This window comes from Bacillus pretiosus (assembly GCF_052947655.1).
The window spans coordinates 4,842,759-4,863,355 of sequence record NZ_CM129593.1 but is presented as its reverse complement, the minus strand read 5'-3'; the positions used below and the strand labels follow the sequence as shown (position 1 = coordinate 4,863,355).

General features: G+C 35.7%; 19 protein-coding genes and 1 pseudogene. 12 read left to right on the top strand and 8 right to left on the bottom strand.

Going from position 1 to position 20,597, the window contains the following annotated elements:
- Positions 1-246: 246 nt before the first annotated feature.
- Positions 247-594, bottom strand: a complete 348-nt coding sequence (locus ACU8YW_RS25270) for a winged helix-turn-helix transcriptional regulator (protein ID WP_000760478.1) — start codon at positions 592-594, stop codon at positions 247-249.
- A 394-nt stretch (positions 595-988) separates the two neighbouring features.
- Here ACU8YW_RS25270 and ACU8YW_RS25265 point away from each other — a divergent pair, with 394 nt between their 5' ends.
- From ACU8YW_RS25265 to ACU8YW_RS25245, 5 genes and pseudogenes are all read left to right on the top strand, one after another.
- Positions 989-2,143, top strand: a complete 1,155-nt coding sequence (locus ACU8YW_RS25265) for an MFS transporter (RefSeq protein ID WP_176546149.1) — start codon at positions 989-991, stop codon at positions 2,141-2,143.
- Between the two features lie 24 nt (positions 2,144-2,167).
- Positions 2,168-3,007: a glyoxal/methylglyoxal reductase gene (pgoN, locus tag ACU8YW_RS25260; RefSeq protein ID WP_426934178.1), complete on the top strand. Its 840-nt coding sequence runs from the start codon at positions 2,168-2,170 to the stop codon at positions 3,005-3,007.
- Between the two features lie 124 nt (positions 3,008-3,131).
- The gene (locus ACU8YW_RS25255; RefSeq protein ID WP_088123710.1) at positions 3,132-4,061 is read left to right on the top strand and encodes a thioester domain-containing protein; all 930 of its coding nucleotides are present in this window, start codon (positions 3,132-3,134) and stop codon (positions 4,059-4,061) included.
- Between the two features lie 530 nt (positions 4,062-4,591).
- Positions 4,592-5,059, top strand: a complete 468-nt coding sequence (locus ACU8YW_RS25250; protein WP_088064769.1) for a GNAT family N-acetyltransferase — start codon at positions 4,592-4,594, stop codon at positions 5,057-5,059.
- A 521-nt stretch (positions 5,060-5,580) separates the two neighbouring features.
- Positions 5,581-7,551 (top strand): annotated as a pseudogene (locus ACU8YW_RS25245) (M60 family metallopeptidase); the annotation flags it as partial.
- Between the two features lie 55 nt (positions 7,552-7,606).
- Here the strand turns inward: ACU8YW_RS25245 and ACU8YW_RS25240 are convergent.
- A complete protein-coding gene (locus tag ACU8YW_RS25240; protein WP_088064768.1) occupies positions 7,607-8,245 on the bottom strand; it encodes an NAD(P)-dependent oxidoreductase in 639 nt (212 codons plus the stop codon).
- 300 nt (positions 8,246-8,545) lie between these two features.
- Between ACU8YW_RS25240 and ACU8YW_RS25235 the strand changes: the two genes are divergently transcribed.
- The 5 genes from ACU8YW_RS25235 (at position 8,546) to ACU8YW_RS25215 (ending at position 15,157) form a co-directional block, all read left to right on the top strand.
- A complete protein-coding gene (locus ACU8YW_RS25235) occupies positions 8,546-9,976 on the top strand; it encodes an alanine/glycine:cation symporter family protein (protein ID WP_088064767.1) in 1,431 nt (476 codons plus the stop codon).
- Between the two features lie 332 nt (positions 9,977-10,308).
- Positions 10,309-11,751 (top strand): alanine/glycine:cation symporter family protein, encoded by a 1,443-nt coding sequence (locus ACU8YW_RS25230; RefSeq protein WP_426934179.1) that lies wholly within the window; start codon positions 10,309-10,311, stop codon positions 11,749-11,751.
- A 365-nt stretch (positions 11,752-12,116) separates the two neighbouring features.
- A complete protein-coding gene (locus ACU8YW_RS25225) occupies positions 12,117-13,298 on the top strand; it encodes a NupC/NupG family nucleoside CNT transporter (RefSeq protein WP_000673848.1) in 1,182 nt (393 codons plus the stop codon).
- Between the two features lie 351 nt (positions 13,299-13,649).
- Complete coding sequence (locus ACU8YW_RS25220) at positions 13,650-14,831, top strand: NupC/NupG family nucleoside CNT transporter (protein WP_046960038.1); 1,182 nt, start codon at positions 13,650-13,652, stop codon at positions 14,829-14,831.
- A gap of 92 nt (positions 14,832-14,923) precedes the next feature.
- Positions 14,924-15,157, top strand: coding sequence for a hypothetical protein (locus ACU8YW_RS25215; RefSeq protein ID WP_088064765.1), 234 nt, complete (start codon positions 14,924-14,926; stop codon positions 15,155-15,157).
- Between the two features lie 25 nt (positions 15,158-15,182).
- Here ACU8YW_RS25215 and ACU8YW_RS25210 read toward each other — a convergent pair whose 3' ends face one another.
- Positions 15,183-15,689 carry a ferritin gene (locus ACU8YW_RS25210; protein ID WP_046955624.1) on the bottom strand — a complete coding sequence of 169 codons (507 nt, stop codon included), beginning with the start codon at positions 15,687-15,689 and terminating at the stop codon, positions 15,183-15,185.
- 53 nt (positions 15,690-15,742) lie between these two features.
- The gene (locus ACU8YW_RS25205) at positions 15,743-16,066 is read right to left on the bottom strand and encodes a MazG nucleotide pyrophosphohydrolase domain-containing protein (protein ID WP_000355764.1); all 324 of its coding nucleotides are present in this window, start codon (positions 16,064-16,066) and stop codon (positions 15,743-15,745) included.
- Positions 16,067-16,139: 73 nt separating this feature from the next.
- Here ACU8YW_RS25205 and ACU8YW_RS25200 point away from each other — a divergent pair, with 73 nt between their 5' ends.
- Positions 16,140-16,718 carry an LOG family protein gene (locus tag ACU8YW_RS25200; RefSeq protein ID WP_097907639.1) on the top strand — a complete coding sequence of 193 codons (579 nt, stop codon included), beginning with the start codon at positions 16,140-16,142 and terminating at the stop codon, positions 16,716-16,718.
- A gap of 118 nt (positions 16,719-16,836) precedes the next feature.
- Entirely contained in the window at positions 16,837-17,118 is a 282-nt protein-coding gene (locus ACU8YW_RS25195) for a hypothetical protein (protein ID WP_088064764.1), read from the top strand.
- 16 nt (positions 17,119-17,134) lie between these two features.
- Here the strand turns inward: ACU8YW_RS25195 and ACU8YW_RS25190 are convergent, their stop codons facing one another.
- From ACU8YW_RS25190 to ACU8YW_RS25175, 4 genes are all read right to left on the bottom strand, one after another.
- Positions 17,135-17,332 carry a hypothetical protein gene (locus ACU8YW_RS25190; RefSeq protein ID WP_000656314.1) on the bottom strand — a complete coding sequence of 66 codons (198 nt, stop codon included), beginning with the start codon at positions 17,330-17,332 and terminating at the stop codon, positions 17,135-17,137.
- Between the two features lie 552 nt (positions 17,333-17,884).
- Entirely contained in the window at positions 17,885-18,121 is a 237-nt protein-coding gene (locus ACU8YW_RS25185; RefSeq protein WP_426934180.1) for a hypothetical protein, read from the bottom strand.
- A gap of 134 nt (positions 18,122-18,255) precedes the next feature.
- Positions 18,256-18,696 carry a Dps family protein gene (locus tag ACU8YW_RS25180; RefSeq protein WP_001041898.1) on the bottom strand — a complete coding sequence of 147 codons (441 nt, stop codon included), beginning with the start codon at positions 18,694-18,696 and terminating at the stop codon, positions 18,256-18,258.
- A 337-nt stretch (positions 18,697-19,033) separates the two neighbouring features.
- Complete coding sequence (locus ACU8YW_RS25175; protein ID WP_088064763.1) at positions 19,034-20,467, bottom strand: alanine/glycine:cation symporter family protein; 1,434 nt, start codon at positions 20,465-20,467, stop codon at positions 19,034-19,036.
- Positions 20,468-20,597: the final 130 nt, after the last annotated feature.

Here is a 20,597-nt window from a genome sequence, read left to right as displayed (position 1 = left end):
ACATGGCTTGTCCGCATAATGGAAAGTTCCTTTATCGGAAAGTGTATATAATATATATCCTATATTATATACTATATACACCTATGTTAACATAAAAATGATTCCTAATTATTTGATATTAAGCGTATAATGTAGTACTGACAAGGCGTGAAAGCGCATAAATTATTTTGTTAAGGTTAGAAAGGTACGTATATATAAATAAAAAAAGGAAAAAATGGACAAATTTATGTTCATTTTTTCCTTTTTTTATTGTTCACCTTCTGTAATTAGCATCGATGTGTTACCGCTTTTTTCAAGGTGGCATTCGCCCCAAGTACAAAGGGAATCAAGAATGGATTCTAAAGACCAACCGTAGTCTGTAAGAGAATATTCTACTTTCGGTGGTACTTGATTGTATACCTTTCTTTGAATAACTCCGTCTTCTTCTAATTCGCGTAATTGCTGTGTTAACATCTTTTGTGTAATACCAGGCATGAGACGTTTTAATTCACTCGTTCTCTTTGTACCTTTCGTTAAGTGGCAAAGAATAACGACTTTCCATTTTCCGCCGATAACCTCTAAAGTCGCTTCAACGGGAATATTATATTTCTTCATATAAAAAAATCTCCTTTGATGAATATAGATTTCAATTCTCCAACAAAAGAAGCCAAATAATTTAAATGTTACTAAAAAGTACCTATAGCACTTTAAAGTACGTACTTTTTATCATGTTGAATATGTTCCATAATAGCATACGTAAGAGGGAAATGAGTAGTACGGTACTAAAAAGTGCCTATGTTACTTTTTGGTACCTATCGTACTTTAAAGTGCGTTCTTCAAAAAAAGAGTGAAGCCATTCATAATAGCATATATCAGCAGTAACATTATTTTTGTAGAAGAAAAAAGGCCTTTTTTCATACTATTATGATTGGATTTCTCGTATTAAGGAGGAGTTCAATTGAATTCATATACAGTATCTTCTTCGGTAGTACAGACGAATCGGAGAAGCATGTTTGCTTTATTAGCACTAGCAATTAGTGCGTTTGGAATTGGTACAACCGAATTTATTAGTGTCGGTTTATTACCATCTATTTCAGAGGATTTACATGTTTCTGTTACAACAGCGGGTTTAACCGTTTCTTTATATGCATTAGGAGTAGCGTTTGGTGCCCCAGTATTAACGTCATTAACAGCTAGTATGTCGCGAAAGGCGTTATTAATGTGGATTATGATTATTTTCATTATTGGTAATGGAATTGCGGCAGTGGCAACAAGTTTTACTGTGTTGCTTATCGCAAGGGTTGTATCTGCGTTTGCACACGGCGTTTTTATGTCGATAGGATCCACAATTGCGGCTGCGCTTGTACCAGAGAATAAACGTGCGAGTGCAATTGCATTTATGTTTACTGGTTTAACTGTTGCGACCATTACAGGCGTACCGATTGGAACATTTATCGGTCAACAATTTGGCTGGAGAACATCGTTTATGGTAATTGTGGCAATTGGAATCGTTGCCTTAATCGCCAATAGTATGCTAATTCCTTCTAACTTAAAAAAAGGTACGTCTGTATCATTTCGCGATCAATTCAAACTGATTACGAATGGAAGGCTATTACTTGTATTTATTATTACTGCATTAGGATACGGGGGAACATTCGTAACGTTTACGTATTTATCTCCGCTATTACAAGAAGTAACAGGATTTAAATCAAGTACCGTTACAATTATTTTGTTAGTGTACGGAATTGCAATTGCGATTGGGAATATGGTTGGCGGGAAATTATCAAATCATAATCCGATTCGAGCATTATTTTACATGTTCTTTATTCAAGCAATTGTATTATTTGTTTTAACATTTACAGCGCCATTTAAAGTCGCTGGACTCATCACAATTATTTTTATGGGACTATTTGCGTTTATGAATGTTCCAGGGCTACAAGTGTATGTCGTTATCTTGGCTGAGAGATTTGTTCCAAGTGCTGTTGATGTGGCATCAGCGATTAACATTGCAGCATTTAACGCAGGAATTGCTCTTGGTGCTTACTTGGGCGGTATTGTAACGAACTCGTTAGGGTTAATTCATACGGCCTGGGTAGGCGGCATCATGGTAGCAGGGGCTGTAATTTTAACAGCGTGGAGTATGACATTAGAAAAAAGGGATTAAGTGAAATAAGGGAGAGAAAACATAATGAAAAATTTACAAAGTACAACAACATTGCATAACGGTGTAGAAATGCCTTGGTTCGGTTTAGGTGTATTTAAAGTAGAAGATGGACCAGAACTTGTAGAAGCAGTAAAATCGGCGATTAAAGCAGGATACCGCAGTATTGATACAGCTGCGATTTATGGAAATGAAAAAGCAGTTGGAGAAGGAATTCGCGCTGGTATAAAAGAAGCCGGGATTACTCGAGAAGATTTATTTATTACTTCAAAAGTGTGGAATTCGGATCAAGGATATGAAACGACACTTGCTGCATATGAAGAGAGCTTAAAAAAATTAGAGCTAGATTATTTAGACTTATATCTTGTCCATTGGCCTGTAGAAGGGAAATACAAAGATACGTGGAGAGCGTTAGAAACACTGTATAAAGAAGAACGTGTGCGTGCAATTGGCGTAAGTAACTTCCAAATTCATCATCTGAAAGACGTATTAGCAGGTGCAGAAATGAAACCAATGATTAACCAAGTGGAATATCACCCTCGTTTAACACAAAAAGAATTACAAGCGTTCTGTAAAGAGCAAGGTATTCAAATGGAAGCATGGTCACCACTTATGCAAGGTCAATTATTAGATAACGAAACATTAAAAGAAATTGCTGATAAGTATGATAAAACGACAGCTCAAATCATTTTACGTTGGGATCTTCAAAATGAAGTTGTAACAATTCCGAAATCAACGAAAGAACACCGCATTATTGCAAATGCTCATATATTTAATTTTGAATTAACGAAAGAAGATATGGAGAAAATTGATGCGTTAAATGAAAATCATCGCGTTGGTCCAGATCCTGATAACTTTGATTTCTAAACTTATAGTGGAGAGAAGGGGTGCAAACAGTTTGCACTCTTTTTTGTTTTGCTTATGCATAAAAAAAGTTTCTAACTAAATAATAAGCAGAAGAAAATTTGTTATTTCATAAGGGGTTGTAAACATGAATATAAAAAGATCGTTCAAGCTAATGGCCGCTTTTTTGAGTGTTTTATTTGTATTTGCGAACTTATTATTTCCACTTCAAAAAGCATTCGCGGAAGTTATGGATCATACAAAGTATGAAATGGATTGGAGTTATAGTAGGTCAAAGAAGAAACCAATTCGAACAGAGCTTATTAAAACAGCAGATGGAAAAATTGCCTTTTGCTTAAATGTAGATTTGAAATCTCCAAGCGGTCAAGATTTACCGGAAATGGGCAAAGTGGATATTAATGTATACCGTGTACTGTTAAATGGGTATCCGCAAAAGAGTCCACAAGAATTAGGTGTTTCTGATTGGAGAGAGGCACATTATGCAACGCAGCTTGCAGTATGGAATGCGTTAAAACAAATTGATATTAATGATTTAGATTTCCGTAATAAAAATGTAGAAAAGGTAACGAAAGATATCGTTGCAAAAGCAAGTGCTAGTGAAGAATTACAAGAAATTACGATGAGCGTAATACCGTCAGAAGAACAACAAGCAGTGTTGAAAAATGATTTCTTTGAAACAGGTTTATATACAGTAGAAACAAATGCGAAAAGCGGAACATATAAAGTGCAAGCAACAGGTGCACCAGAAGGCGCGAAATTTGTAAATGAAAAGGGCGAAGCAAAAACGGAATTTAATGTAGGAGAAAAGTTCCGCATCTTAATTCCGAAACAAACACCAGCTGGTGGGTTTAGCTTTAAAGTATTAGGAAATTTAACAAAGTTACAAGGGATTGCACATAAAGGGACACCGACTATTCAAAATGCAGTTGTATTACTTGAGCGTAGTGAAGAAAAAACAAGTCCGGAGTTATCGGTAAGTTGGAAAACAACAAATGGTCATGAGAATAATAAACCACATACTCCAAATGAACCACATAAACCGAATCAAAAGAGATAATGAAAAAGCATTGGCACACAGCCAATGCTTTTTTGCAGTTCATTTATTTACAGAGCCATTATCTTTAGTAAAGCAGTTTGCATATGCACTGAATGGATCTTCGATACTTTTCATTATATGGTTGACGCTTTTACAATGTATCGTTTGGTGGTTATTCGTAGATAGAAAAAGGAGTGGATTATAATCGATAAAGATATTTTAATGTTACCGCTAGTACTTATAGCGATTGCTCTATTTCTTTTCACTTCACAAATCTACATAGCGACCCTTTTGTATAAGTATGAAAAGTCTTGGTGGTGGGGAGGACTTAGTTTTCTTTTACCGTTCGGACTCAATGTGTATATATATCAAATTATTATATTAGAAAATCGAGTGGGGATATTGTTTGAAGGACTAAATTTAAGTGAAAGAAAATTATGGAGAAAAATATATGTTCTTGTTTGCATGCTTCGGATTTCTTGCATCACCAACATGAATATTTTGATCAGTACGGTATAATGAAAACAAGAAATTAGAGAGAGAGATAAAAAATGAAACTTCGTATTTGTGAAATAACGACAGAAAATCGGCATGAAATTGCTAAGTTAAAAGTAACAGAGGAACAGCATAAATTTATTGAAAGTACAGTTGAAAATTGTTTAGTTGATACTGAAACAAAATATAAAGAAGATGCAATTTCAGTAGGGCTATATGATGGTGATACACCTATTGGATATGCAATGTATGGCTGGTTTGAGGAAGAAGAAAAGGCTGTATATTTAAATCAATTTGTCATCGACAGTGCATGCCAAGGAAAAGGGTATGCAAAACCATTATTACGTTTGTTGATGGACCATTTTAACACAGAATATAATTGCAAAGTTATGTATTTAAGCATACATCCAGAAAATAAACTTGCACAAAAGTTATATGAATCAATAGGCTTCCATTTAACTGGTGAAATTGAAGATGAATGGTTACATGGAAAAGGATTTATAATGAAACGTATGCTGGATTAATAAAAACCTGTCCGGAAGATTAGTATCTTTCAGGCGGTTTTTTATTTTAAAATAGCATTGGAATTTAAAATTTGAACATTACGATTTTTGGATTAATTCATAAAATTTTAATATTAATCTAATTGAAATGTCTATCTAAGGAGAAAAATATCGTGTACAATTCACTTTGGAAAAACTGTCCATAGATGGATGCCTATGAATTAATTGTAAAAAACAATATTTTTATACACATTTTTCATGTATAGACAACAATACATATTAAATGTATTTCTTATCATTATCCCGTGATGTAAAAAAAGGAGAACTCATCATAAAACATAGAGAAAGATGAGGAGGAATTTTAGACTTAAAATTTTTTTCTATATAAGAAAGCGAATACATATAGGGAATAAAGGTAAGCGATATTGGGGCGCGAAGTTTTGTTGTGTATTTAAAATGGTTGTATAAAGATAAATTGATTTTGCAGTAAATGAATATATCTATGATGGTTTGCATTACAAAAAGAACAGGGGACACAGATTATGTCGAAGAAAAAGAGTAGTAGGGTATTAGTGGCTGGGATATGTATATCTACATTATTATCGCCAGTAGCTTTCGAAGCATCGAAAGGATATGCAGCACCTTTGGAAGAAAATAAAGGTGGAAAATTAGAAGAGGTTAAAGAGAATAAGTTTGAGCAAAGGACGTTTCATGTACCTGGAAAAGGTGATATAGAAAAGGAAACGAAACGCTTAAAAGTAAGTGTTCACCTTTCGGTTAACGAACCGACTGGAATTTATGCAGCGCCAAACGAAAAGATTACAATTGAAATAAAAGGAACGCAGTCTATTCAAGCTTTTATGGGAACGAGATCATATGATGAAAAGGACCCTGAAAAGTTTGATTTAAAACCTGGTAAAAATGTTATTTCATCACCAAATGGTGGTATTTTATATTTTTACAATATGAACGACGAAGGTGAGGTAACGGCTTCTGTTACGAATGGTGGTAGCCATTTTCCTTTGTTTATTTTAGGTAAGCATACGAAAAAAGATTTTGATGAAATGTTGAAGAAATATAAGGATCCTTATGCAGTTGAATTAAAAGGTGAGAGAAGTTTAATTACTGCGAGTTATAATGCTGTTCAAGATCATATGAACGATACAGATCCAATAAAGTTAATGAAATTACATGATAAGATTATTCGTTTGGAAAATGCAGTAGCAGGATTATCTGAGGACGGTATTGGAGTCGCAAAATCTCCAAATCATTACGTTCAGTTTGTTGAAAAACGGAATCCGGATGAAGATGATTATATGTTTGCAACAGATTATCGTACAGCATATATCCCAAAAGTAATGAATAGAGTATTGGATTTAGAAGTACTTGAAAAGGATGGTTGGGGACCATGGCATGAAGTTGGACATTTACATCAACAAAGGCCGTGGGACTGGGATGCTGTTGGGGAAGTAACAGTCAACATTTATTCTTTAGCAGTACAAAAAGCATTAGGGAATAAACTAGACATGGAAGAACATTATGAAAAATCATTTGAGTATTTAGAAAGACCTATTGCCGAAAGAGTAATTGATGAAATTGATCCGCTTACGATGTTTTGGCAATTAAATATCGTTTATGGGGAAGATTTTTATCCTACATTGCATCAAGCGTATCGCTTGTTATCTGAAGAGGAAATGCCTACTTCTGATGAAGAGAAAAAGCAAATGTTTGTTTATATGACATCAAAAGTGGCAGGACAAAATTTAGTTCCATTCTTTAAAGAATGGGGATTAACTCCAAGTGATGAGACTAGAGAAAAAATAGAAAAATTAAATTTACCTAAATTAGAAAAAGAAATATGAAAAGCTACAGATAGTAATGATATTCGCGAGAAGCAAGTTGAACCGTATAAAGTTCCGTATGGTGAACCTGCTAATGAGGTACAAAACCTTGTAGTTGGTACGAATTTTGATGAAGAAAAAGCGGGTAAACTTGTTCAAAATTTAGGTGAGAATGTAAAAGTAACAGGTAAGATTATATGGTCTAAATTAGACGCTGGAAAACAGGAAGTGTTAGTAGAAATTGAGGATGAGAAGGGAAATAAAAATTAAATTCCTGTTCAAGTTAATGGTATTTATGGTGACAGTATCATTTTTCAAGGAATTTCAAATGATGTAATGTCAACAGTGACGCTTCGTCACAATGAAAAAGAATTAAATGTAAACTTTACTAGTAATAAAATACATTACCGTTTTGAAAAAGAAGCATATATGGGTTTGACAGTATATGATCGAAATGGAATTGAAAAGAAACGTGTATCAGCAGAAGGGCAAGAAACTGGAAAAAGATTTGCTGAACTAAATGGAGTGGATTTTGAATATGGAGATGTAGTGAAAGTGTATCATGCCGAGTCAGGTCGTTTAATTTGGTACAAAAATAGTGAGTTAGTTGGAAAAGGAGATAAGAAAAAGTTTAAAGAAATTTCCTTCAAGATTACTCCAAATGGCTTAGAACAAGTGCAATAATAAAAAAAGCTCGTAAAACATTATGTTTTACGAGCTTTTTTTATTACTCAGCTTCAGAAACTACTGTGAAGCGTTCGTTTACGTGTTTTGGATTTTCGATTTCATCAAGTGCTGCAACTGCGAAGTCTTCGTAACTTACGTAGCTATCACCTTTTGCGTTAACAAGAAGGTTGTCTTTGCCAGCTGTATAAGAGCCTGTGCGTTTTCCTAATGCAAATAGTGCAGAAGGGCTGATGAATGTCCAAGTTATATCGTTTGTTTGTTGCAAGATTTCTAAGTTTTTACCTTGGTTTTGAGCTGTTGCAAGGTATTCATTTGGGAAACCTGGCGTATCAAATACACGCGTTGTTTTCTCTTCGTCTACAAACAAGCTTCCAGCGCCGCCAACTACAAGTAATTTTGTGTTAGGTGCACCTTTCATAGCTTCAATTAGTACGTTTCCTGCATCTACGTGAAGATGTTCTTCTCCTGCTGGAGCGCCGAATGCATTTACAACTATATCAAATGCTTGTAGGTCATTAGATGTAAGAGCGAATACATCTTTCTCTAAAACTTTTATATTTTCTTCTGTAATTTTTGCAGCGTTTCTTACGATTGCAGTTACTTCATGTCCGCGATCTAATGCTTCTTTTAAAATACGACTTCCTGCTTTACCAGTTGCTCCGATGATTCCGATCTTCATAATAAATCCCTCCAAATTGTTTTGTTAAAGTGTATATCTGAAAGTAAATGAATTTGTTGTAATAAGGTTTGTTACAACCTGATGTAATCATTATAGTTACAGGTTGGTGTTTTTGTCAATGGGGTAGTTTGTATATTTACTTTTTGTTTTAGTATGTACAGTTAAAGGGAGGAGAGTCATAAAGATATTGTTACTTCGTGTCTGGCTAATATTTGGAAATTGCAAATTGTCGAAAAATGTTGATTTTTAAATGTTTTTTAAATATAATTCGTTTTATGGAGAAAAGGAGGGGTTAATTGTATGAATATTTTAGAGCAATTTGTTTCATCAACGAATACAATTCTTTGGTCATATATTCTTATTGCAATGTTAATTGGTTTAGGTCTTTATTTTTCTATTAAATTGAAATTCGTACAAATTACTCATTTAGGGGAAATGGTTCGATTAATGAGTGATGGATTAACTGGAAAGACGCGTAAAAAAGGTAGTGTATCTTCTTTCCAAGCGTTCTGTATGAGTTCAGCAGCTCGTATTGGAATCGGGAACTTAGCCGGTGTAGCGTTAGCTATTTCTATGGGAGGACCTGGAGCGGTATTTTGGATGTGGGTTATTGCGATTGTCGGAGCGTCTTCAAGTTTCGTGGAAAGTACGCTTGCACAAATTTATAAAATAAAAGATGGCAGTGGCTTCCGTGGTGGTCCTGCTTATTATATGGAAAAAGGTTTAAATAAACGTTGGATGGGAATTTGGTTCTCTATCCTTATTACAATTAGTTATGGTTTAATTTTTAACTCAGTACAAGCAAATACAGTTACATTAGCATTTAAAAACGCTTTTGGTATTGAGCGTTACGTTGTTGGGATTGTATTAGCAGTATTAGTTGCGGTTATTATTTTTGGTGGCGTGAAAAGTATCGCGCGTATGTCTGAAATGATCGTTCCGCCAATGGCACTTATTTATATTGCAGTAGCAATTTTCGTTGTTATTAAAAATTATTATTTAATACCGGATATGTTTACAGAAATTTTTAAAGGAGCATTTGGTTTAGATTCAGCTGTAGGTGGCGGTATCGGTGCTGCAATGAAGTATGGTATTCAGCGCGGATTATTTGCGAACGAGGCAGGTATGGGTAGTGCGCCGAACGCGGCAGCAACAGCTGATGTAACGCATCCGGCGAAACAAGGTTTTATTCAAACAATTGGAGTGTTAGTGGATACATTCTTAGTATGTACATCAACAGCATTTATCGTACTATGTTCTGGTGCATATAAGGCAACAAATTTAGAAGGTATTGAATTAACGCAAAATGCATTAAGTTCACAAATTGGCCCATGGGCAAGTAGCTTCTTAGCGATTATTATTTTCCTATTCGCTTTCAGTTCACTTCTAGGAAACTACTATTATGGTGAAACGAACATTGAATTCATTAAACAAAGTAAAACTTGGTTAACGATTTACCGTATTGCGGTAGTGGGAATGGTATTATTCGGTTCTGTTGCCACACTTCAAGTTGTATGGAATATGGCGGATTTATTTATGGGACTAATGGTAATCACAAACTTAATCGCGATTACACTTCTTGGCCGATTTGCATATGCTGCTTTGGCAGACTATGTAAGGCAAAAGAAACAAGGAAAAGATCCAGTCTTCAGTGCAGATTCTATTCCTGGTTTAACGAATACGGAGTGTTGGGATAAGCCAGTGGTAACAGATAAAGAAAAAGCAGTGTAATGAAAAGGTGAGCATCGAGATAAATTCGATGCTCACCTTTTTTGTTGTAGTAAATGATGAAAAGGGTGAGAGGGAATTATTAATATAATTTTGTTTGTTCATTATTCCCGTTATTTGTAGAGAACGCACTGTCTTAAAAGTATGACCGGTCGAATGGGATGAGTGATTGAGTATTGGATAAATGCACATACTGGTTATATTTTTACGTAAAAAAACATATATGTTAAGAAATTTAACGTGTACATGTTATAAAACCTAACATAAAGTTCTTGATTACTAAAAGTTTTTAGAATATAATTTTCTTATTGTTAGGAAGAGGGGGCAATGCAATTATGGATTTTTTAGCTAAGGTAATTGGGGATGTAAATAATGTCCTTTGGTCATATGTCATTATTGCGATGTTAATTGGGTTAGGGCTTTACTTTTCATTTCGTGTGAAATTTGTCCAAGTTCGTTACTTCGGTGAAATGATTCGATTGCTTGGGGATGGGGCAAGTTCGAAAACGAGGAAAGCTCAAAAAGAGAAGAGCGGTGTATCATCGTTCCAAGCTTTTTGTATGAGTACAGCCTCTCGTGTAGGTACTGGTAACTTAGCTGGTGTAGCTATCGCAATCTCAGCAGGTGGACCAGGAGCGGTATTTTGGATGTGGTTAATTGCGGTAATTGGGGGTGCTTCTGCATTTGTAGAGAGCACATTAGCGCAAATTTATAAAGTAAAAGATGGGAATGCATTCCGTGGTGGTCCAGCGTATTATATGGAAAAGGGTTTAAAGAAACGCTGGCTAGGAGTTGTCTTCTCTGTTCTAATAACAGTTAGTTTCGGATTAATTTTCAACGCCGTGCAGTCAAACACAGTAGCGGCGGCTTTTGATGGAGCATTTAACACAGATGGTAAGTTTGTAGGTCTGTTTATGGCTGGTTTACTTGCAATCATTATCTTCGGCGGAGTAAAACGTATTGCACGTGCGGTTGAAATGATTGTTCCAGTAATGGCAATTATATATGTAGCAGTAGCATTATTCGTTGTTGTAACAAACATTACGGCAATTCCGTATGTATTTAAAGAAATTTTCTTACATGCTTTCGGAATTAAAGAAGTAGTAGGTGGGGGATTAGGAGCTGCGATTTTACTAGGGGTAAAACGTGGATTATTCTCAAATGAAGCAGGTATGGGTAGTGCGCCGAACGCAGCTGCGACTGCAAACGTAACGCACCCAGTTAAACAAGGTTTCATTCAAACTTTAGGGGTATTTACAGATACATTATTAATTTGTAGTTGTACAGCATTTATCATTTTATTATCAGATGTGCCTGGAGCGGCTGATTTAAACGGAATTCAATTAACGCAACAAGCATTAAGTCAACATATCGGACCGTGGGCTTCTATATTTGTAGCAGTTGCAATCTTCTTGTTTGCATTTAGTTCATTAGTGGGTAACTACTACTATGGTGAAACGAATATTGAATTCTTAAATGGAAGTAAAGTGTTATTAAATGTATACCGCATTGCTGTGCTTGGTATGGTTGTTTTAGGATCTGTAGCAACAATTCAAATCGTTTGGGATTTAGCAGATTTATTTATGGGGATTATGGCTGTTATTAACTTAGTTGCGATCGTATTCCTTTCTAAGTACGCTTTCGCGGCATTATCAGATTACGTTAAGCAAAAGAAACAAGGAAAAGATCCAGTATTCTATGCGGAGTCTATTCCAGGTTTGAACAATACAGAGTGCTGGGATAAGCCAGCAGTAGCTGATAAAGAAAAAGCAGTATAATGAGGTGAGCATCAAGTGAAACTTGATGCTCATTTTTTTGTTTTATCCTGCTATTTGTGAACAGTAAAACTCTCGATTGATACGGGCTAATAATCAGTGGGGATGATACTGATTAAAGTTTCGCTATATAATGTAAAAGACGAACATTCATGAACGTTTTATAATAAAATGTAATTTTTTTAAGAAAAGTGCGGATATGAGTTGTGATTTATGTTAGAATGGAAAATGCCTTTGAAACAAGAGGTTTTATGATCTTTCCTATTCGATTGAAGGTTTTAGAGGAGAAATGGAAAGTTCGGATTATTTCTTATTTCAAGTGGTCAGACGTTCAACGTTAATGAAGAGTTAAATGGAGGATTTTATTAATGAAGTTTGTTATGTTTCTTGTAGGATTGCTCGTTGTATTTGTACTCGGTTTTCTTATAAGTGCCGATCGAAAGAAGATTAAGTATAAACCAATCGCAATTATGCTTGTTATTCAGCTAGCGTTAAGTTATTTCTTATTAAACACGCAAGTTGGTTATATTTTAGTAAAAGGAATTTCAGATGGATTTGGCGCGCTTCTTGGATATGCGGAAGCTGGAATCGTTTTCGTATTTGGCGGTCTTGTTAATAAAGGAGAGGTTTCATTCTTCTTAACAGCGTTATTACCAATCGTATTCTTTGCCGTTTTAATCGGAATTCTGCAACACTTTAAAATTTTACCGATATTTATTCGTGCTATTGGTACTGCGCTAAGTAAAGTAAATGGTCTAGGAAAACTAGAATCATATAACGCAGTAGCAGCTGCCATTGTTGGGCAAGCGGAAGTATTTATTACAGTAAAAGATCAATTAAGTAAAATCCCAAAACATCGTTTATATACATTATGTGCATCTTCCATGTCGACAGTATCAATGTCAATCGTAGGTTCTTATATGAAAATGATCGAACCGAAATATGTAGTAACAGCACTTGTATTAAATTTATTTAGTGGTTTCATTATTATTCATATTATTAACCCGTACGATATTACAGAAGAAGAAGATACACTGAAATTAGAAAATAAGAAAAAACAGTCATTCTTTGAAATGCTAAGTGAATATATTATGCTTGGTTTCACGATTGCAATCACAGTAGCGGCAATGTTACTTGGTTTCGTAGCATTAATTACAGCAATTAATAGCTTGTTTGATTCAATGTTCGGTATTACATTCCAAGCTATTTTAGGATACATTTTCTCACCATTAGCATTTGTAATGGGTATCCCGCAAGCAGAGATGGTAACAGCGGGACAAATTATGGCAACAAAATTAGTATCAAACGAATTTGTTGCGATGCTGGATCTTGGAAAAGTAGCTGGTGATTTATCAGCTCGTACAGTTGGTATTCTTTCTGTATTCCTTGTATCATTTGCGAACTTCTCATCAATCGGAATTATCGCAGGTGCAACGAAAGGTATCGATGAAAACCAATCAAATGTTGTATCATCATTCGGTCTACGCCTTGTGTACGGTGCGACATTAGTAAGTATTCTATCAGCGATTATCGTTGGTGTTATGTTATAAACAAAGATGGCCCTAGCTTATAGCTAGGGCTATTTTTTATGGTAAATTTGCATGAAAAAACCAATTAGTTAGGAATATATTAACATATAAAAATCTTTTAAAATTTATATTGCATTTCGATTAGATAACGCTTACAATTTGATTTGTAGGTGGTATCAATTTCAGACTTTCAAGTATGGTAGGAGAGAAGAAGCTACCTTTTATAAATTGCAATTTATGTAAACGCTTACTGATTTTAGAAAACAGTTGAATAATATTTAGGGGTTTTAAATTTTTTAACATCAATGGTCAGACGTCATTCGTTATACGTTATACGACCAATAACTCGTGGGAGAAGTGGAGGATTCACATATGAAGATCGTAATGTTTCTAGTCGGTTTACTTGTAGTATTTGTACTAGGGTTCCTTATCAGTTCAGATCGTAAGAAAATTAAATATAAACCAATTGCACTTATGCTTGTCATTCAATTGGTACTTGCGTATTTCTTACTAAATACAAAGGTCGGATTTGTATTAGTAAAAGGGATTGCAGATGGATTTGGCGCTATTTTAAAATTTGCGGAAGCAGGGGTTAATTTCGTATTTGGTGGTTTAGCAAATGATGGACAAGCACCATTTTTCTTAACAGTATTATTACCAATTATTTTCTTAGCAGTATTAATCGGGATCTTACAACATATTAAAGTTTTACCGATTATCATCCGTGCAGTCGGTTTCCTATTAAGTAAAATTAACGGCTTAGGAAAACTAGAATCATATAATGCAGTAGCAGCTGCAATTGTTGGTCAAGGTGAAGTATTCATTACAGTAAAAGATCAACTAAGCAAATTACCGAAAAATCGTTTATACACACTTTGTGCATCTTCCATGTCAACAGTATCGATGTCAATCGTCGGTTCTTACATGAAAATGATTGATCCAAAATATGTAGTAACAGCACTTGTATTAAACTTATTTAGTGGATTCATTATCGTTCATATTATTAATCCATATGACGTAAAAGAAGAAGACGACATTTTAGAATTACAAGAAGATAAAAAACAAACATTCTTTGAAATGTTAGGCGAATATATTATGCTTGGTTTCTCTATCGCTGTAACAGTAGCGGCGATGTTAATCGGTTTCGTAGCATTAATTACAGCAATTAACGGTGTGTTCGATTCAATTTTCGGAATCACATTCCAAAGCATTTTAGGATACGTTTTCTCACCATTAGCATTCGTAATGGGTATTCCAACATCAGAGATGCTAACGGCAGGACAAATTATGGCAACGAAATTAGTAACGAACGAATTCGTTGCAATGCTTGACCTTGGAAAAGTAGCTGGTGATTTATCAGCTCGTACAGTAGGTATTTTATCTATCTTCCTTGTATCATTTGCGAATTTCTCATCAATCGGAATTATCGCAGGTGCAACGAAGAGTATCGATGGCAAACAAGCAAACGTTGTATCTTCATTCGGATTAAAACTTGTATACGGTGCAACGTTAGTAAGTATATTATCAGCGATTATCGTTGGGGTTATGCTTTAATAAAAACAAACGAAGTCGTTTATCTCTCGCCTAGAGGGATGAACGACTTTTTTATTTTGGTATGATAAATAATATAGAGAGGGGGAATTAGGGTGAAAGAATCGGATAGTTTAAGGGAGTTTGATGAGATTATAGAGAACATTAATCATTTAACTGGAGAAGATGCTAGAGCGTTTTTGAAGTTTATACATGGATATTTAAGCATAGTAGAAGAAGGAGATGGGACTTTTACTAATAGTAACTTTGTTGAAAAGGTTTCAGGGCTTTATAAGAAGGATTTGGCGAGGGTTATTCAGCTTAGAGAAGAAATAAAAAAATCACCTTAATACATTCATTAAGGTGATTGAAATACTATTCAGCTGGAGGCGTAAATGTACGTTTCTCTAATTCAGCGTCTAGCATAAATAATGCGTTTGAATCGCTTGTAATACGTTTTAATTTTTGGATGATGCTATCGAATGAAGATTCTTCTTCTACTTGCTCATCGACGAACCATTTTAAGAATGTAATTGTTGCATGCTCACGCTCATCCCAAGCGATATCAGATAAGTTGTAAATACGCTTCGTTACTTCACGCTCGTGCTCAAGTGCCACTTCAAAAGCGTTCAGTACAGATTCGTATTTGTTATTTGGATTATCAAATCCAGTAATAATAGCGCGCTCACCGCGGTCATTAATGTAGTTGTAAAGCTTCATTGCGTGGAAACGTTCTTCTTCAGCTTGTACAAGGAAAAAATTAGCGAATCCATCATAGCTCTCCGCCGTACAGTAAGCAGCCATCGCCATATAAGCATGGGCAGAGTAAAATTCAAAGTTCATTTGATCGTTTAATGCGTCGTGCAATTTTTTAGATAACATAAAATCCCCCTTAGTATTGTGACAAGAACATTATACCATAATTGATAATATTCTCATTTGGATACTTCGAACCTTTTCGAAAGCTTTGTGACGTGTGCCTCCATAATGTCTTGTAAATCTAAATCATATTTTTGTGAAAGAATAATAAGATTAGATAGTACATCACCAAGTTCTTCTTTTAACTCTTGTTTTAGTTCTTCTTCTGTTTTCACTTTTTCGTCAGGACGATCACGGCCAATTTCGATTGCGCGAACAACGCGTGAAACTTCTCCGACTTCCTCTGTTAAGAAATTTAAGCGAATAAAGGAATTATACTGTGACCAGCTTCGTTTTTCGTAAAATTCCTCCACCCATCTTTGAAATGCGACGATATCCATTTCTTCCTCATCCCTTCAATATGTTGTACAATATTCATTGTATCATAACAATATATAGTTTCGGGGTGTAGGAATGAGAAAGATTTGTGTGTTTGCAGGTTCCAACTTAGGGGAGAGGCCTGAATTTAAAGAGCAGGCAATAGCGTTAGGAAAAATGTTTGTTGAGAACGATTATGAGCTTGTATACGGTGGTTCTTGCGTTGGATTAATGGGAGAAGTGGCAAACGAAGTTCTTCGCTTAGGCGGACGTGTAACAGGTGTTATGCCGCGCGGTCTATTCCGAGGAGAAATTGTTCATACAGGGCTAACAGAATTAATTGAAGTAGAAACGATGCACGAGCGCAAAGCGAAAATGGCAGAGCTTGCGGATGCTTTTATTGCATTACCGGGCGGATACGGAACGTTTGAAGAGCTATTTGAAGTAGTATGTTGGTCACAAATTGGTATACATAATAAGCCGGTTGGTTTATTGAACATAAAAGGCTTTTATGGACCAATTTTGCAAATGGTTGAACGTGCAGCAGAAGAAGGATTTATGAATCCATCAAATAAAGAGTTGATCGTTTCAGCTGAGACGGCAGATAAACTAATTCATGCAATCCAAAATTATGTGCGTCCTGTTTTAGGAACGAAGTGGAAGCAGCTATCATAATACAATTTTATAGATGTTTTTGGAAACACATGTCATTTTATCTTGAAAAGGCATGTGTTTTTAATTTAGTTAAATATATTAATGTTAAGATGTAATATTTTAGGAAAAGGAGAAATAGATGGAGGAGTTTGTGTATTTACGTCCTGTTTTTAAAAGTATTTTAGCAGCGTCTATTCTTGCTATGCTAATTGTTTCAACACAGAAGAAAGAGCTAATTAATGAGTTTTCGCTTTGGTTTATTTCGATATTGTGTATCGGTGTTTCCGCGATAACATTGTTTATGTCTGGGTTTATCGTTGATGAGTATGATTTAGCTGGGGATGCACAGAGTTTTAGCATGTTTATTGCAATTGGCTGTATTAGCGGTTTGAATTTTATTATTTATTATAGACGGCAATAAAAGAAGGCATTCCGTATTACTTTGGAATGCCTTTATCACTTTGATTACTTTGTTTTTTATACAGGTACCAGCCACCCCAGCCGCCACCAATTGCTACAACAACGAGGAAAGCATAGTCTTTAACCTCGACACGTATATTGAAAATATTAGCTATAAGTAAGAGAATCCCAACTGTTATTAACGCAAAAAATGCTCTAATTAAGTAGTCTTTCAACTGAACCACTCCCGCCATTTAAGTAGTAAATGATGAATATGGAAAAGCTTTTTTGGATCTATTTTACTAAAGGATGTTACCTATATTTTAACATAAAAGGGATTGTAATATATTGATAAAAGTAGAGGAGAGGGGTGCTAATATTGTCGTGTTTTGTCGGTAAGTCGATATATTGGAAAAATCGCTGATATATTTGATGGAATCGCCGATATAATGCAAAAATCGCTGATATAAATTTCATGTACTGATATGCGCGATTAACCCCATAGAAAAAAGCGACTCTGAACGAGCCGCTTCCGCTTTAAATGATATCCAGCTCCGGTGACTAGAACAGTCGGTCATTTCGCGCCTTCCTGTGAGGCAAAAAGCGCCTCTTCGTCAGGAGCTCCAATGCCCTCTTGTTCTGAGCAAGTCACCTCCGCTTTTAATATTATCCAGCTCCAGCGGCTAGAACAGTCGGTTGTTTCACTCCTTCATTCGAGGCAAAAAGCGCCTCTTCGTCAGGAGCTCCAATGCCCTCTTGTTCTGAGCAAGTCACCTCCGCTTTTAATATTATCCAGCTCCAGCGGCTAGAACAGTCGGTTGTTTCACTCCTTCATTCGAGGCAAAAAGCGCCTCGTAATCAGGAGTTCCAACACCCTCCTGTTCTGAACGAGCCGCTTCCACTTTTACATAATATCCAGCTCCAGCGGCTAGAACAGTCGGTTGTTTCACTCCTTCATTCGAGGCAAAAAGCGCCTCGTAATCAGGAGTTCCAACACCCTCCTGTTCTGAACGAGCCGCTTCCACTTTTACATAATATCCAGCTCCAGCGGCTAGAATCTCCGGTCATTTCGCTCTCTCGCTCGAAGTAAAAAGCGCTTCAAGGTCGAGAGCTCCAATGCCCTGCGATTCTGAGCAAGCCGCTTCCGCTTTTAAATATATTATTGATTCAAGAACGCGCGTAGCATCCAAGCGTGTTTTTCTAGTTCTGTGTAGATGCCTAATAGTAGGTCAGATGTCATTTCGTCATCAGAGTTTTGAGCGATTTCCATGCCTTTTTTCAGTTCGACTAGCATCATTTCGTAGTCTTTCATAATTGATTCAACCATTCCTTCTGCAGTTTCGCCGTATGCTGCTTCTTGAATAGAAGATAGTTCTAAGTATTCTTTCATTGTTGCTACTGGTTTGCCGCCAATTGCTAAAATGCGTTCTGCAATTTCGTCGATGTGAGTAGCTGATTCTGTGTAAAGTTCTTCGAATTTCTCGTGTAATGTGAAGAATTGAGGTCCTTTTACGTACCAATGGAAGTTGTGTAATTTTGTGAATAAAACGCTCCAGTCTGCTACTTGTTTGTTTAATACTTCGATTACTTGTTTGTTCATTATGATCAATCTCCTTTTGAGTTGTTATGTTATATCAATTACTAATTTATAATAATTATAATCTAGTAATTTGTATAAATCAACCCTTTTGCTGGAATTAATTTGAACAAATTATGAACTGTTATAAATAAAAATCCCTATTACTGTGGAGTAATAGGGATTTTTATTTTGATATATAGCTCTTGTTCTAAACGAGCCACTTTCGCTTTTAATGATGTCCAGCTCCAGCGGCTAGAATCTCCGGTCATTTCGCTCTCTCGCTCGAAGCAAAAAGCGCTTCAAGGTCGAGAGCTCCAATGTCCTGCGATTCTGGACGAGCCGCTTCCGCTTTTAATTATTACACAGCCTTCTGTTTCTCTTCTACATCCTGTCCATCCCAACACTCTGTATTCTGTAAGCCAGGGATAGAACTTGCAACGAAGACAGGATCTTTTCCTTGTTTCTTTTGCTTTATATAGTCTACTAAAGCTGCGTATGCAAACTTGCTAAGGAATGAGATGGCAATTAAGTTTGTGAATACCATTAGTCCCATAAAGAAATCAGCTAAACTCCAAACTGTTTGAAGGGCAGCGATAGATCCGAAGAACACCATTCCGACAACTGCAACACGATAAATCAGTAACCATGTTTTGCTTTCTTTAATGAATGCGATGTTTGTTTCACCATAATAGTAGTTTCCTAGTAAAGAACTGAAAGCGAATAGGAAAATAATGATCGCTAAGAAAGTACTTGCCCACGGTCCGATTTGTGAACTTAATGCACTTTGTGTTAATTCAATACCTTGTAAATTTGTTCCTTTGTACAGTCCGGAACATAATACGATAAATGCTGTTGATGTACATACTAAGAATGTGTCCACGAAAACACCTAATGCTTGAACAAGTCCTTGTTTTACAGGATGAGATACATCTGATGTTGCTGCTGCGTTAGGAGAACTACCCATACCTGCTTCTGTCGCGAATAGACCACGCTGAATTCCGAACTTGATTGCTGCTCCAATACCACCAGCGATAGCTTGGTCTAAACCGAATGCACCATTAAATATTTCCATAAAAATGCTTGGTAACATAGTGAAGTTGTTAATAACGACAAAAATTGCCACACCAATATAAATAATTGCCATTGGAGGAACAATCATTTCTGTAATACGTGAAATGCTCTTGATACCACCGAAAATAATAACTGCAACTAATAAAGCTAATAGAGCTCCTACGATCGTTCGCTCTAATCCAAAAGCATTTTCAAACGCTATTGTTACCGTATTTGCTTGTACTGAATTGAAGATTAATCCGTACGCAACTGTAATAAGAAGTGAGAACCAAACACCCATCCAGCGTTTGTTTAATCCTTTTTCCATGTAATATGCTGGTCCACCACGGAACCTGCTGCCATCTTTTACTTTATAAATTTGCGCGAGCGTACATTCTACGAAACTAGTAGCTGCTCCGATAATTGCGATAAACCACATCCAAAATATTGCACCAGGTCCACCCATTGAAATGGCTAATGCTACACCAGCTAAGTTTCCGATACCAATGCGCGCTGCTGCACTTAAGCAAAATGCTTGGAATGGAGAGATGCTATCTTTCTTTTTTTCTTTTCGATTAAACCCTTTACTAATTAAACTGACCATCTCACGGAAATGAGTAATTTGGACGAATTTTAATTTGAAAGAGAAATAAAGACCGAAGCCGATTAGCATTGCAATAAGAATATATGACCATAAAATATTATTCGTTACCTCAAGGAATCTGCTAAAGATATCAACCATATAATACACTTCCTTTTTTCCGTAATAAGAAAATTATATGCAAAAAATATACGAGAATCAATTTTTCTAAAAAATTATGTTACATAAACATATTTTGTGTTATGATTATGTTACATCGTAATATTTTTAG

Bases quoted from the DNA above. Each gene is read 5' to 3' on its own strand.
- ACU8YW_RS25270 (WP_000760478.1), bottom strand. From the start codon at position 594: ATGAAGAAATATAATATTCCCGTTGAAGCGACTTTAGAGGTTATCGGC.
- ACU8YW_RS25265 (WP_176546149.1), top strand. From the start codon at position 989: ATGTTTGCTTTATTAGCACTAGCAATTAGTGCGTTTGGAATTGGTACA.
- pgoN (WP_426934178.1), top strand. From the start codon at position 2,168: ATGAAAAATTTACAAAGTACAACAACATTGCATAACGGTGTAGAAATG.
- ACU8YW_RS25255 (WP_088123710.1), top strand. From the start codon at position 3,132: ATGAATATAAAAAGATCGTTCAAGCTAATGGCCGCTTTTTTGAGTGTT.
- ACU8YW_RS25250 (WP_088064769.1), top strand. From the start codon at position 4,592: ATGAAACTTCGTATTTGTGAAATAACGACAGAAAATCGGCATGAAATT.
- ACU8YW_RS25240 (WP_088064768.1), bottom strand. From the start codon at position 8,245: ATGAAGATCGGAATCATCGGAGCAACTGGTAAAGCAGGAAGTCGTATT.
- ACU8YW_RS25235 (WP_088064767.1), top strand. From the start codon at position 8,546: ATGAATATTTTAGAGCAATTTGTTTCATCAACGAATACAATTCTTTGG.
- ACU8YW_RS25230 (WP_426934179.1), top strand. From the start codon at position 10,309: ATGGATTTTTTAGCTAAGGTAATTGGGGATGTAAATAATGTCCTTTGG.
- ACU8YW_RS25225 (WP_000673848.1), top strand. From the start codon at position 12,117: ATGAAGTTTGTTATGTTTCTTGTAGGATTGCTCGTTGTATTTGTACTC.
- ACU8YW_RS25220 (WP_046960038.1), top strand. From the start codon at position 13,650: ATGAAGATCGTAATGTTTCTAGTCGGTTTACTTGTAGTATTTGTACTA.
- ACU8YW_RS25210 (WP_046955624.1), bottom strand. From the start codon at position 15,689: ATGTTATCTAAAAAATTGCACGACGCATTAAACGATCAAATGAACTTT.
- ACU8YW_RS25205 (WP_000355764.1), bottom strand. From the start codon at position 16,066: ATGGATATCGTCGCATTTCAAAGATGGGTGGAGGAATTTTACGAAAAA.
- ACU8YW_RS25200 (WP_097907639.1), top strand. From the start codon at position 16,140: ATGAGAAAGATTTGTGTGTTTGCAGGTTCCAACTTAGGGGAGAGGCCT.
- ACU8YW_RS25195 (WP_088064764.1), top strand. From the start codon at position 16,837: ATGGAGGAGTTTGTGTATTTACGTCCTGTTTTTAAAAGTATTTTAGCA.
- ACU8YW_RS25180 (WP_001041898.1), bottom strand. From the start codon at position 18,696: ATGAACAAACAAGTAATCGAAGTATTAAACAAACAAGTAGCAGACTGG.
- ACU8YW_RS25175 (WP_088064763.1), bottom strand. From the start codon at position 20,467: ATGGTTGATATCTTTAGCAGATTCCTTGAGGTAACGAATAATATTTTA.